The following is a 13,316-nucleotide window of genomic DNA, read 5'->3' on the forward strand; positions in this document are numbered from 1 at the left end:
GAATTAAAAAGCCAGGTTTACGCCGAAAAGATAGGACGAGGTGCTCACCGCCGTGCCGTAAGTGTTGGTAGCAGGCCATTCGGGGTCAAAACCTTCATATTTGGTGAACAGCAGCGGGTTAGTAGCCGTGGCGTACACGCGCAGATTGCTGATTTTCAGGCGCTGAATAAGGCCGTTAGGCACGTTATAACCGAGCGTAATGTTGCCCACGCGCGTAAAATCCACCTTGCGGAATGTCGGGATCACCGTGTACGGGCCTGGATTGCCGGGACGGAACCAGGTTTGCGACGGGTTCTCCGGCGTCCAGTAGTCTACCTTCACCTGGTTGTAGTCCGAGTTGTAGTTCATCAGCGTCGCATCGAACGAGCTCTGGTATTGTTCGCCGCGGCGGGTGTACACGAGAATGTACAAGTCGAAATTGCCGTAGCGGAATGTATTCCCAAGCGAACCGGTCCAGCTGGGAACGCGCTTGCCGATGATCTGCCGGTCGGCCGCATTGATCACGCCGTTGCCATCGAGGTCTTTCACGCGGATCTGGCCGGGCGTCTGGTTGTATTTTTTCGAGGCTTCGGCCTCGGCGGTCTGCCAGATGCCGTCGAACACGTAATTGTAGTTCACCTGCACCGGCTGGCCGATGAACAGGCTGTTACCCACGTCGTCCTTTTTGCCGCCGTTCAGTTCCAGGATGCGGTTTTTGTTGGAGTCGAAAACAATGTCGGTCTTCCACTGGAACTTGCCCGCAACCACATTAATCGAACTGATACCCAGCTCGATACCCCTGTTCCGCAGCTTGCCCACATTATCCATAATAGAGCCCCAGCCCGACGGCGCGGGGAGCTGACGGCTCAGCAGGATGTTGTTGATCAAACGGTTATACACATCCACGCTACCCGTAATGCGGTTATTGAAAAACCCGAAATCCAGGCCCACATTCACTTCCCGCGTCGTTTCCCAGGTAAGGTTCTTGTTGGGAAGCTGGTTAGGCGCGTAGCCTTGCGCGAAACTGCCGCCGAAATCATAGAACGTCTGTCCCAATGCCGCCTGCGTAGAATAGGCATTTACGCGGTCGTTACCGGTCACCCCGTAGCTCACGCGCAGTTTGAGGTCGGTGATCTGGTGTATTTGTTTGATAAACTGTTCCTCCGACAGTCTCCACGCGACCGAAGCCGACGGGAAGAAACCCCACTGGTTACCTTCCGCTAAGCGCGAAGAGCCGTCCCAACGGCCGGTGGCGGTGAGCAGGTATTTGTCTTTGAAACTGTAATTCACCCGGCCCATTGCCGAAGCCAGCGTCGTTTTGGTGTAGTTCGAGCCGTAAGCCAGCACCCGGCCGCCGGTCGCCAGGTTGTACCAGAGCGATTTGTACGGAATGCCGTCCACGGTAATGTTGCTGGTTTCGATGCGGTCCTTCTGCATGCTTTGCACGATGGTGGCGGTGAGCTTATGCTCGCCGAACTGCCGGTCGTAAGTGGCCTGATTATCCCACACCCACGTAAGCTGCTCGCTGCTGGCATTGCCGGCCTGCGTCGGTACCGAGCCGCCGAGGCTTTGCTTGGACAGCGGGCCAAAGTAAAATCCACTTCTCTCGGTAGAGTAATTCGGCGAGATGGTCGATTTCAAAGTCACGCCTTTCACCGGCTCGAACTGCACGAAAATATTCCCGAATGTGCGGGCATTGCGCACCTGACGGATCTCATTTTCCTGGTCGAACGTCGGGTTGGTCACTGCATTCGTCGTGTACACACGGAATGCGGGCGCGCCGGTTTCGTCGTACGGGTAGGTCATCGGCGGCAGGCGGTAAGCCGAGCGCAGCGCTTCGGAGCTGCCGAGGTTTTGCAGGTTTTGGGAAAAATAAATATTCAAACCCGCTTTCCATTTGTCGGTAATCTGGCGGTCTACATTACCGCGGAGAGTGTAGCGCTTGAAGCTTTCGGGTTTCACATTCCCGTCTTCCTGCAAAAGCCCCGCGCTGATAGCGAAGCGGGTTTTCTCATCGCCGCCGCTGGCGGTAATGTTGTGGTTCATTTGCAGGCCGTTTTTGAGGATCAGCTTCGGCCAGTCGGTAAACTTGCCTTCGTCGATATTCCGCCATTGGTCGGGTGTGAAGAACGCTGCATTGTTGCGGGAAATATCCTTGCCCTGTGCTTTGAACATCTCGGTGCGGAAGGCTACATATTCCTGGCCGTCGAACATCTCGGGCAGGTTCGTGGGCGTGCGTACGCCGGCATAGGCGTCGTAGGAAATGGTCGTCTTGCCCGATTTCCCGCGTTTGGTGGTCACGATCACCACGCCTTTCGCCCCGCGCGAGCCGTAAATGGCCGTCGCAGAAGCATCTTTCAGAATGTCGATTTTCTCGATGTCGGCCGGGTTGAGTTCGTTGATACCCGTCGTCGAGGGAATGCCGTCGATCACGTACAGGGGCGAATTGGAGCCGCCGATAGAGCTGATACCGCGGATATTGATATTATAACCGCTCCCCGGCTTGCCTACGTTTTTCACCACCACCACACCCGGCATTTGTCCCTGCAATGCGCCGGTAGCGTCGGGCGTGGCTGCGCGGGCGATTTTAGTATTGTCCACCGAAGCGATCGCTCCCGTCACATCCGCTTTTTTAATAGCCCCATAACCCACCACGACCACCTCTTCCAGCACCTTGTTGTCATTGGCAAGCTGCACATTGAAAGTCGTCTGGCTGCCTACGGTCACCTCTTTCTGCGAGTAACCCACGTAGCTGAACACCAGCACCGCCGACTGGTCGGGGATATTGAATGTAAAGCCGCCGTCCACGTCCGTTACCGTGCCGCGCTGAGTGCCTTTGAGGATAATGCTCACGCCTGGCAGGGCTTCGCCTTTATCGTCGGTCACTTTGCCGCTTACCGTAATATCCTGGTGTACACGGGCTTCGTCTTTCGGGCCAGGCTTGGCACCGGAGTTGTTTTTCCGGAGAATGATAAAATCCCCGCTCGTCTGGTAACCGATGTTATAAGGCTCCAAAAGGTCGCGGAGCACGTTTTCGAGCGATTCGTTCTTTACTTTCACCGACACCTTCGCGTCCGGCGGGAAAATGCCGGGGAGGTAGGTGAATTTCACATTGGCCTTGTGCCCGATCATCGTCAGCGCCTTTGAAATCTCGCGGTTGCTGAACTGCGCCGTCACGGTTCTTTTCATCAAATCCTGCGCACTTCCGTCGCTGGCAAAGGCGAGCGTCGCCAGCGAGAGGAGGATAAATATGGGAACACCTAGTATTTTCATGATGTGCAACGGTTTGGGGACCGTGTTGAAAAACTTTTGCATATTTTTACCCGTGTTTTGTTTTAAATGTTTTGAAATGAAACATAGGATTCCCGGTTCCTGCCGCGGGCATTGCCTGGCAGGAAAGTCATTTCGCGATGGTTGGGGAATCAGTCAGGACCGGACGCGTGGCAGCGCTTCCGGTTTTTTGTTTTTGGGTTAAATGGGGCTAATGTCTGGTCATGGTGCTGGGGTTCTTGGGTTGAATTTTAGTTTAGCTTGGTCAGAGGTCGCAATCGCCTCCTGTAATGACTATTTCAGTCCCGAATACTTCATAGGTAGCGCCTACCGTCTGGCAGATAATGTCCAGCTTTCGGAACATCGGCATATCGCCCAGCGGCGCGGTGAGTTTGCACGACGCAAAGGCCGCATTATCGTGGCGGATCGTCACGCCGTAGGCCGTTTCGATGGTATGAAGAACATTTTCTACGGAAGTATTGTCAAAGAAAAACTCCTTCACCTGGCCTGTACCACTCACCTGAACGGGCTGATCGACAAGCCCTTTCGCAAATGCCTGGGTATTTGCATCGAACACCACCTGCTGGTTCGGAATGAGGAACACGGGTTCTTTACCTTTCCCTGCCCTCCCGGCAGCAAACACTTTCACTTTACCCGACGTCACCGCCACCCGGCTTTTGATTTTGCCCGTGTTGGAAGTCACACGAAAGCTGGTACCCACCACTTGCACAACAATGCGCCCCGCGTACACAATGAATGGTTTAGCGGGATTTTTAGCCACATCGAAATAGCCCTCCCCGTCGAGATACACCACCCTTTCATTGCCGGAAAAATTGGAATAGCTGAGCTTGCTGCCGGATTTCAGCTCCACCGTGGAACCATCGACGAGCCGGATGGTATGCTGTTTGGCGCTTACATTGACTTCTTCTTTTAATGGAACGCTGGCTACGTCAACTTGCTCGCGGTACACTAACGGTTCGTCCCTAAACGTCCCGCGAAAATTCCACGCCAGTCCGCCCACGATTAATATCGCGGCGGCGGCCATCCACCAGCGGTACAATGGCCGCGCGGGGCGTTCGATCATCATTTCCGGCCCGGCCTCGTCCAACGCTCCGGCCACATTCGCCCACACTTTTTCGCGAAGCCCCGGCTCCGGCTGCTCGCGCATTTCATGCAGCGACGCCCACAGCGACCGCGCCAGCCTGAGCTCACCGGATTGATGAGGATATTGCTGCTGAAAATCCGCCCAGAAACCGGCCTCTTCGTCCCCGCCGGAAACCATCCAGCGGCGGAAGCGATCGTCCCTTAAAAAATCCTCAGCCTTGAAGTCACCGTAGTTGTTCGCCATCTCACTTTTGCATTATATACATACAAAGGAGGCTTAATCCGGGTTGACCCAAAGAATTTTAATATTTTTTTCCAAAAAGCTGATAAATGTGGCTGATCGTGCGGAAACGCGGCATCAATGCCAGATAAAAGCCAGCGCCAGCTCGAAAACCGTGTAGAAAAGGCGGGAATTTTTGCGGAGCAAGGTCAGGGAATTGTGGAGCGTGTTGCGGACGGTTTTGTCGGAAACGTCCATGATTTCGGCGATTTCGCTGATGCTAAAATTTTCGTAATAGCGCAGCGTAATCGCTTCCAGCTGGCGTTTGGGGAGGTTTTGAAGCACCGCTGCGAGCTTTTGGGTGAGCTCTTTTTCCTCGTCGTGAATGCTGTGCTCCTCGCCGGGAAGGTCGTACTCGTGCAGGAAAGCGTCCAGCTCCACTTTCGGGAAATTTTTCTCCTTTTCGGTGATGCGGTAGATGTCGCGGCGAAGGCTGCGGAAGAGGTAGAACTTGATATTATCTACCGGGGACACATTGGCGTGACTGCGCCAGAGGTTGATGAAAAGGTCCTGAATAGCGTCCTCCACGCGGGTTTCATCGGCGATAAAACGCTTGCCGTAGGAATACAATGCATCGAAATACAACGCATAAATCGTCGCAAAAGCGTCTTTGTCCCCCGACCGAAACGCATTCCATATGTCGATATCCCGTTGCAAATCTTTTTCCGCTATCAGAGAGTTTGACGGTCAAAAGCGGGATTTGCCCTTAACTACTATGCTTTTTCTTATAATTTTTATAATAGTTACTACCGATACGAGCAAATAACTATTTTCAACTCGTCATAGCTCCTTTGTAACCATTGACTGCACAGATAAAGGAAGAATGCACGAATGTCTGCGGGAAGTTACCGAGCATCGTGTTCGTTTTCAGATCCATCTCTTCGCTGAAATAGCCCAGATCGTTGGCGCAGCCCAGCACCGCATCCAGTATTGTCTTTGACTTTCCCAGATCGCCGGCCAATGCATAGTAGTGCGCCATCCAACAGCTGGCTGCCAGAAAAACGCCTTCCTTGGCTGAATCAAATTACAATAAATGCCTGCGGTAAAGCGCACCTTCCCGGTATCGATCTTCAATTGCCAGGACGGTGTTTTTTAATACCGGGCTGCCGGGATCATCAAAACCAAATGGCGCAAACAAAGCGCAAGTGATATCAACATCCTCCGACCCGGGGTGAACCGCATAGGCGCCTTCGCTGGTAAGACAATGATCATTGATAAAAGCACGGATAAGCCGGGCATTTTCCAGCCATCGCGATGCTGTATGCAGGTCGGATTGGTAAGGTGCCATCACTTCAAGCGCCCGCGCAGCAAATGCTTTGCTGGTCGTATAATGCTGCTGTTGCTCTTCCTCCCAAATACCGTTATCCTTTCGCTCCCAGTTCTCGCAAATGTAGTCGGCTATTGCCTCGGCAGTGTCCCATTCTATTTTACTGCCATATTTTTGATAAATCCAGTTGCAGGCTAACAGAATATGCGATTCCGCATCGAGCTGAAACTGATTGGCAGCGGTGTTTCCGATGATGGCCGGCACACTGCCGCCGTACCCCCGAAGCGGCAAAGTGAACGCCTCTTTACGAATCGTTTGGTCAATTCCATAAAAGCACGGCACATGCGATAACCCGCTCCTCTTTCTCGCGCCCGCGACAAATGACAGGAACTTACGCTCAACCTCCCCGTTGGTTTCAAGGCCGACCAGCCCGGAGGTAATTAATGCCGCATCACGCATCCACACGTACCGGTAGTCATAGTTTCGCTTACCTCCTATCACTTCCGGCAGGCCGACCGTCGGGGCAGCAACAATTCCGCCCGTAGGTTCATACACCAATTGCTGTAATGCGCGCAGCGAACTGCACACCTCTTTTTCGTAAGGGCCTTCGTATTTAATGTAATCTTCGATCTCGTCCCATTTTGTCAAAGTCGATTGCAATGCATGATCCATTTGCTGCTTGCTGATTACGGCAGCGTCAATCAATGCAACCCATCCTTCCTCCCCGGCGGGCACGCGGTATGTGACCACCTGTCCATCCAGGATCAGCTCATGCGACCCATGTATCCATAATCCATTGGATTTGAACTCAATAGTATGCGGATCAACGACCGAAAGCGCTGCCGGGTCCAGACCATAATTTTCTCTTAGCAATAGCGTGCCGTAAATGTCAACCGGCGTGGGGCCCGTCAGCCTGCAAATTCCGCTAAATCAGTGCAAAGGCATAAAGTCAGTCAGGTGAAACTCGCCATTCGGGACCGAGAATGTCGTGTACAGGACGCTGCTCCGGCCGTCGAACCTTCGCGTAACAAAATTTTTCCCTTCCGCATTGATATCCCAGTAACCTCCTTTTTCTTCATCGATAAGCGAGGAAAAAACTGCTGGCTGGTCGAAGGCACCGGGACAATACCAGCTGATTGTTCCGTCCCGGTCAGGTAATGCGCATGTATGGCGGTCGCTGATCACGGCTAGTGAAACGATATCAGGTTGTCTCATAAGAGAGATTTTGGCATTTTAAAGCAGCAAGCACAACCTGTGAGGCCATGCTTGCTGTGGTTTTCAGAAAGATTTACACATTACGGATGCCCGCTTCCTCCGGCAGATCCGTAGATTTGGCCGGTGGCATAACTGGCATTGGGGTCGGCCAGCTGTACATATATCGAAGCCAATTCAGCCGGTTGGCCGGGCCTTCCCAATGGGGCAGCTTTTCCGAATTCAACAATTTTGTCCTGAGGCTGACCACCGCTCGTTTGCAGCGGCGTCCATACCGGGCCCGGTGCAACACCATTTACACGGATGCCCTTGGGTCCCAATTGCTTGGCCAGCGATTTAACAAAAGCTACATTCGCGGCTTTGGTCTGCGCATAGTCAAACAGATTTTCCGACGGGTCGTAGGCCTGAACAGAAGAAGTGGCAATGATCACCGCACCCGTAGCGAGATGCGGCAATGCCGCCTTGGTAATCCAGAATGGCGCGTAGATGTTCGTTTTGATCGTGGCGTCGAAACTTTCGGAAGTGATGTCAAGCAGTGAATCGACTGCCTGCTGACGGCCTGCATTGTTGACCAGAATATCCAGCCCGCCGAGCTGTTCAACTGCCTGGCTAACGAGTTCTTTACAAAAAGCCTCGCTGGTAATGTCTCCGGGAATAGCGATCGCTTTTCTACCCTCAGCCTGAATGAGCGCAATCACTTCGTCTGCATCGGACTGTTCATCGGGCAGGTAATTGATAGCGACATCGGCCCCTTCACGTGCATAAGCGATTGCGGCCGCCCGCCCAATCCCGGAATCTCCGCCGGTAATCAGCGCTTTCCTGCCAGCCAGCCGACCTGAACCTTTGTATGATTTTTCGCCATGGTCGGGAACGGGGTCCATTTTGGATGCGAGGCCCGGCATTGGTTGTGGCTGTTTATTGAATGGGGGTTGTGGATATTTTGTAACTGGATTTTCAAGCATAATCGGTCTTTTTCGGATGTTTGATGAATTTTTACTGGTTTGTCAACAAAACCTTGCCATCCTAATCCGGCAACGCATTAATATCGGTGGCCCGATCCCTGGAGCAAAAAGCAAATGCCCGTAACTCATTGAATTACGGGCATCTAACAAAATTTGAAATAATTAGAGTGGAGATGGAGGGAGTCGAACTCCTCCCCTACCCCATATGATTATCAAGCAATTAGAATGACCTATAAAATTTGCTCACCGAAGTGCTCACCAGATTGAGCCGACAAACAAAAATACATAATCCTGCGCGAATCGTAGAAGAGCAAGTCGAATAATATAATAAATAAGAGTTTAGGTCTGCCTTTTCGCTGAATAACCCACCAAGGTTGGACATAGGGCTAGATACCCAAACTTTCCCACCAAAGTTACTACCAATCTTCCAGAATTGATGCGGTGCCCGTCAGGATGTGCTTTCAGAGTCGGATTTATTGTACATGCGCTACGAGGATAACTTCTTGTCGTATGGCTGCCAGAAAATGATTTTTTTGCAGTCGCCGCAGTCAGGTCAGGTACGAGTGAGATACCCGAATCCAGAACGTAAGGCGTTACGAAGAGCAGCGCTCGCGGAGGCACCGCTATGTCAATCCTCTTAAATAACTGTAATACATTTGATCATGAATTAATGTCAGGCTATTTCAGGGCAATACCATTCGTTGTATAACCGATTTTATCGTATCTCGAGGCGATGCGATATTGTTCTGCACCAGTGCTAAGGCTTGTAGACAACAGGCGTTTAGACTATGGTCTAAACGCCTTAATTGCCAATACCCGGAATCTTAGCTCTGATCAATAAAATGTGAAGGAGCTCAATACCCCACCGAATTATCTAATTACTAGCGTCTCGTTTGCCGGGAAGTCACCAAGTAGGCTTACGCTCAATAATTTCTCCGAACTTTGTCCAGCTAGCTGGCTGAATTAACTAAATCGTGGTCAATTGCCATCGTTGAAGCCATACTTGCTCCAATACTAAATCATTGGCTTTATAATAAAGCTCTTTTTTGAGTCAACCGGGTGAATTTCGAAGCCCTTCAAAAACATGCAATACAGAACTGTACGTATATATGTATTGCTTGTGTCAGGAATTGAATCTTTGAGTGTAAAAGTCCCAGAACTATCTTGGTCACAAAACCGGGCAGCAAATTCATCAGAGCTAGAATGTTCAAAAATTTCGATTACATCTGCTTCAGGTATAAAGGGGTAGGCCTGACGTCCATCAAAAAACTCTCGTGGAATTTCAAAGTTGCCATTCAGTGATTCAGACAAAAAATCTGAATAATGGTCAAATTCTGTTTCAAAACCAGCTCGATAAATAGAATGCAAGGCATCTACCGACGTTTCAACGATCCTTTTATCATTAGAACGGAAAAACAGGATGTCAAAGTTTCGCCGAGACGGAATTTTGAAATCCCCCTCTGCCAATACACTGACATATTCGTCGGGAATTTTCCCCTGGTCTGCCATTTGAGAACAACTGCAAACCATAATCTGGAAAAGTATTGTCAATCGTCGAACTAATTTCATATCTATTCTTTTAATAGCTTGGGGTCAATTTTCTCTCCGCCATAGGTTGTTCTTAACGGAATCTTCTCAATAGAACGTGCCCGATTTTCATTTTTAACAGCTCTGATCTCTGACGGATCATTTGCAGTATTCAATACTTGGTTATCCTTTGTATTGCCCGATCGATTGTCGATGGAAGCCCAAGTTCAGAGTAGATTTTTTGTATATGATAACGTCCTTTATCAGTTGTATAACGACAGCAAAATTATGAATGAACTGATTCTAAAAGTAGCGGAGCTACCGGCGTTGGTGGTCGGTCCGACGACCGGCACGCTTCCTGGAATTTTTAGTGCCTGCGATCTGCAACCCCAATACCCGTGCGCCTACTGACGGGCGGCCACTGATTTGTTGACCCACTGTGCGGAGCTCGGTGCCAGCTCCATCAAAAAGGACATGCCGCTTCATTTGCAACTTGGATGACAACATCTTGCCGTTCGGCCTACTAGTGAATTGTGGAGGGCGACCTTTATCCCATTTATTGGATTGGCTTGTGACTGGCCAGGTTATCGGGCGTAAATTCGGCATCGTAGCCCCAAGTGCCGCGACATTCTCTTTTTAGGGATAAAGAATCAATATTTTGGGAGTGCAACGCACTCGCACTTAACATAACTGTAAATTATACAATTGTGTCGATTTAAAGACGCCAGCCAGCTTTATTTTAGAATCTCAAATCTTTGCGTTGGCTCATTGTTCAAAGTCGTCACCACCGAGAAATCAATGACCAGATTGTTGTCCGGTGTTGCTGGTCCATTTGTCCATTTACGCACTATGGAATACTTATTTTCAGCAGCTTTTTTCAAGAGAGCAAGTAATTCTGTTTTTGTTCGACGTGAACTGAATAGCTGCATTGTGCCACCTTTAAATTTGTCCAAAAAATCAATATTAAAGCTACCATACTCTTTGGGAAGAGCAATTGATGGATCTGCCCAATATCGTTCAAATGCTGTTGGAGCTGCTGGGAATACCCTGCTTTTATAAATTCCTTGCGCAGGTGCTAAACGAGCCGCGATCTGCGATGTCTGGTTGACATCAAGTGGAACATCGACTACGAATTCAATCTTGTTGACGCTGTAGTTTTTTGAAGCAGTCTTTGCTTTGAAAAACGGCTTCCCATCAATGGTTGAGATTACAATCTTAGAACCTTTAGTTGGATAAAAGATAGCACCTGAACTTACTAGGTATTTATCATTTGGAAGCGTTTTGGACTCGACATCGAAATCTTCGAATGCGATCTTGACATTCCCTCTATTACCGCAGTCAAAGTTTGAACTATCGCAAAACTGGTCTGTTGTTATCGGTAACCGAAACCAAGTGCTTTTGTCATTACTGGGTAAATAGATCAAATTGAAATACTCTATTATGTCGACTGCATTCGTAAACGCCCGAGGACCGAAGAAAAATTGTTCCCCTACCCAACTGATTCGCAAACTTGTTATAGTGTCACCTTTTGCTGGGGTAACAGTGGCCGGGTCAGGCTTGATCGAATCTTCATTCTTCTCTGGACAGCCAAGAAGAAATATGGATGTAAGAATCACAAATAAAGGTAGAGTGAGTTTCATGATTGACACAAAAAATTGGAAGGAATTTACTCTACAACAATAGAAAAACGATATGACTATTCAAAATGGTTTCTTGTTGGCAAAATATCCAGAAAATGCCCATCACATCAAAAATAGCCCAGAATGCCTTGCATCGACTGACCAGTTCTTTTAGAGGCTAGTATTTCATTTAATACAGATTTAGATATCAACAATAACCTTGCGTATCAGCGAAAACTCGTCATGTTCCAAAATATCGATTTTGCCTGAGGTAGCCATATGGACCTGGTCGTGGAACCGCTTCACCCTGGATAGCATCGGCGCGATGATCGTGTTGCTGTGGCTGACGAAGTCATAAAGATCTCCCTGACTTGCCGGCAACTTATACCCGCGCGAACTGCTTGCGATCAGCACGCCGGCGTCACGAAGCTGGGCTATCACCTTTGTCTGAAAAATAATGAAGGGAAACTTTCTTCCCAGTCCTTGCTTTGATATGTTCTATTAATTCAAAACTTGTAATGTAGCGGGTGGGGTTAATGTGCCGGAAATGAAATAACAGATATCCTAAACAGCTTACCTGGTCTTTCACCTGCGGAACGGGGCTCAATGATTTGCGGTGCAGAAAATCATTAGCCAGATTGATACTTAATGTGGCCAGCATCTCATTGTAATCCCCGCCGCTTGCTGGCACGGTTGCCGGACTGTTACCGAAGGAGTCTGGAAAAAACTGGATAGAGATCAATTTGCGCCGGAGCAGCTCAATGAAATCGCCCCGCTGGTCGGTGATGACCGTTTCGTCATAGCAGCGCGCGAGTGTTCCTGCGATGTAAGCCGCTGCCTGGACCAAATCATTGTTTTCAAATCCTACGAACCCAAATGTGGATTCACTGAACAAATTTGAAATATGGTTCTGCTCTATGTACTTGACAAACCCTGTCATGAACGTGTTGTCGCCCAATTTGCTACTTACTAATTCAAGATTTGGCAGCAGCCGGAACAGCTCCCTGTCGGCCAGGCTGTGAAGGAATTTGTAAAATGAGCCTTTGTAACGCAGCCCCTCTCCTATCAATTGCCGCTTGTCGACAATGACCGAGAATACTTTGAACGGTGCTTCGTCCATGTCTTCCAGGACCTCTTGTCGCTTTTGGTGGTTGGTACCTGTAATCTCAGAATCAATGACAGCGCCCGAGAAGTGCCGGTCGCGCACGGCTTGTAGGACCCGCTTTACAAGGGCTATATCTTCTTTGTTTACAATGAGTGCTGTAACGATAAAGTGCGTAGTAGGCACGTCGGCCCCACGCTTAGAAAAATCAAGGGTGTCGTTACCCCATTCGGACAGGAAGGCGACGGTTTGCTGCATGATAATTATTTTTGCTCTGAGGATTGTTTTTCATTGACCGACCGCTGTTGCTGCTCGATCTCTTTAATGTACCGGTAGACAGTAGCCCTGCTGATACCTAAGACCCTTCCGATCTCTTTCCCAGTCTTATCCTTTTTATCGTAGAGTGCTTTGGCGGCATGCGCCTTGGACATTGCGGCTTTGCTCAGGCCTTTGGGCTTCCCTCCCATCCTACCCCTGGCGCGTGCAGCTGAAAGGCCGGCCTTCGTCCGTTCCCGGATCAGGTCACGCTCAAACTCTGCCAGGGATGCAAAAATGTTGAAGATCAAACGGCCTTGCGCAGTCGTCGTATCGATCGCATCGTTCAGGCTCCGGAACCCGATCTGCTTCTGCTGAAATTCAGTGATCAGATGGATCAGGTCTTTCAACGACCGTCCGAGCCGGTCAAGTTTCCAAACGATGATGGTGTCCCCTGCCCTGGCCGTGTCGAGCAGCTTGTTGAGCTCGGGCCTTTCTTTGACCGAAGACACCTTTTCCCGAAAGATCCGGTCACAACCGCACTTTTTCAAGTCGTCGATTTGCAGGTTCAAGTTTTGGTCTTGGGTCGAAACCCGGGCATATCCGAAAATCATATCAATTGTCTCACTTATTCAACCAAAGATAGAAGATAAGACATAGAAATATGAGATAAAGATTTAAGACAGATTCCTATAACTAAATACATAGTAGGTTGATATGTCACCTTGTAAGTATCCCG

12 protein-coding genes are annotated in these 13,316 nt (G+C 49.7%); all 12 read right to left on the minus strand.

What is annotated here, in order from left to right; all coding sequences use genetic code 11:
* Positions 1–3: 3 nt before the first annotated feature.
* Entirely contained in the window at positions 4–3,252 is a 3,249-nt protein-coding gene (locus tag DFER_RS11345; RefSeq protein WP_041736380.1) for a TonB-dependent receptor, read from the minus strand.
* 262 nt (positions 3,253–3,514) lie between these two features.
* Entirely contained in the window at positions 3,515–4,597 is a 1,083-nt protein-coding gene (locus tag DFER_RS11350; RefSeq protein WP_015811776.1) for a FecR family protein, read from the minus strand.
* Between the two features lie 114 nt (positions 4,598–4,711).
* Positions 4,712–5,290: an RNA polymerase sigma factor gene (locus DFER_RS11355; RefSeq protein ID WP_015811777.1), complete on the minus strand. Its 579-nt coding sequence runs from the start codon at positions 5,288–5,290 to the stop codon at positions 4,712–4,714.
* 115 nt (positions 5,291–5,405) lie between these two features.
* Positions 5,406–5,612 (minus strand): glycoside hydrolase family 15 protein, encoded by a 207-nt coding sequence (locus DFER_RS29200; protein ID WP_050774683.1) that lies wholly within the window; start codon positions 5,610–5,612, stop codon positions 5,406–5,408.
* Positions 5,613–5,657: 45 nt separating this feature from the next.
* Positions 5,658–6,773 carry a glycoside hydrolase family 15 protein gene (locus tag DFER_RS29205; protein WP_050774684.1) on the minus strand — a complete coding sequence of 372 codons (1,116 nt, stop codon included), beginning with the start codon at positions 6,771–6,773 and terminating at the stop codon, positions 5,658–5,660.
* 57 nt (positions 6,774–6,830) lie between these two features.
* The gene (locus DFER_RS29210; RefSeq protein ID WP_050774685.1) at positions 6,831–7,115 is read right to left on the minus strand and encodes a trehalase-like domain-containing protein; all 285 of its coding nucleotides are present in this window, start codon (positions 7,113–7,115) and stop codon (positions 6,831–6,833) included.
* An 80-nt stretch (positions 7,116–7,195) separates the two neighbouring features.
* Positions 7,196–8,074 carry an SDR family oxidoreductase gene (locus DFER_RS11365; protein ID WP_015811778.1) on the minus strand — a complete coding sequence of 293 codons (879 nt, stop codon included), beginning with the start codon at positions 8,072–8,074 and terminating at the stop codon, positions 7,196–7,198.
* A gap of 1,014 nt (positions 8,075–9,088) precedes the next feature.
* Positions 9,089–9,643: a hypothetical protein gene (locus tag DFER_RS11370; RefSeq protein WP_015811779.1), complete on the minus strand. Its 555-nt coding sequence runs from the start codon at positions 9,641–9,643 to the stop codon at positions 9,089–9,091.
* Between the two features lie 692 nt (positions 9,644–10,335).
* Complete coding sequence (locus tag DFER_RS11380) at positions 10,336–11,241, minus strand: hypothetical protein (RefSeq protein ID WP_015811781.1); 906 nt, start codon at positions 11,239–11,241, stop codon at positions 10,336–10,338.
* Positions 11,242–11,421: 180 nt separating this feature from the next.
* Positions 11,422–11,661 (minus strand): hypothetical protein, encoded by a 240-nt coding sequence (locus DFER_RS11385; RefSeq protein WP_041734989.1) that lies wholly within the window; start codon positions 11,659–11,661, stop codon positions 11,422–11,424.
* On the minus strand, positions 11,642–12,580 hold the full coding sequence (locus tag DFER_RS11390; RefSeq protein ID WP_015811782.1) for a DUF3800 domain-containing protein: 939 nt from the start codon (positions 12,578–12,580) through the stop codon (positions 11,642–11,644). Before DFER_RS11390 ends, DFER_RS11385 begins: the two co-directional genes overlap by 20 nt.
* A gap of 5 nt (positions 12,581–12,585) precedes the next feature.
* On the minus strand, positions 12,586–13,191 hold the full coding sequence (locus tag DFER_RS11395; RefSeq protein WP_015811783.1) for a recombinase family protein: 606 nt from the start codon (positions 13,189–13,191) through the stop codon (positions 12,586–12,588).
* Positions 13,192–13,316: the final 125 nt, after the last annotated feature.

Source organism: Dyadobacter fermentans DSM 18053 (assembly GCF_000023125.1).
Lineage (GTDB): Bacteria > Bacteroidota > Bacteroidia > Cytophagales > Spirosomataceae > Dyadobacter > Dyadobacter fermentans.

Excerpts from the sequence above, each read along its gene's own strand:
- DFER_RS11345 (WP_041736380.1), bottom strand. The coding sequence starts at position 3,252 with ATGAAAATACTAGGTGTTCCCATATTTATCCTCCTCTCGCTGGCGACG.
- DFER_RS11350 (WP_015811776.1), bottom strand. The coding sequence starts at position 4,597 with ATGGCGAACAACTACGGTGACTTCAAGGCTGAGGATTTTTTAAGGGAC.
- DFER_RS29200 (WP_050774683.1), bottom strand. The coding sequence starts at position 5,612 with ATGGCGCACTACTATGCATTGGCCGGCGATCTGGGAAAGTCAAAGACA.
- DFER_RS29210 (WP_050774685.1), bottom strand. The coding sequence starts at position 7,115 with ATGAGACAACCTGATATCGTTTCACTAGCCGTGATCAGCGACCGCCAT.
- DFER_RS11365 (WP_015811778.1), bottom strand. The coding sequence starts at position 8,074 with ATGCTTGAAAATCCAGTTACAAAATATCCACAACCCCCATTCAATAAA.
- DFER_RS11370 (WP_015811779.1), bottom strand. The coding sequence starts at position 9,643 with ATGAAATTAGTTCGACGATTGACAATACTTTTCCAGATTATGGTTTGC.
- DFER_RS11380 (WP_015811781.1), bottom strand. The coding sequence starts at position 11,241 with ATGAAACTCACTCTACCTTTATTTGTGATTCTTACATCCATATTTCTT.
- DFER_RS11390 (WP_015811782.1), bottom strand. The coding sequence starts at position 12,580 with ATGCAGCAAACCGTCGCCTTCCTGTCCGAATGGGGTAACGACACCCTT.
- DFER_RS11395 (WP_015811783.1), bottom strand. The coding sequence starts at position 13,191 with ATGATTTTCGGATATGCCCGGGTTTCGACCCAAGACCAAAACTTGAAC.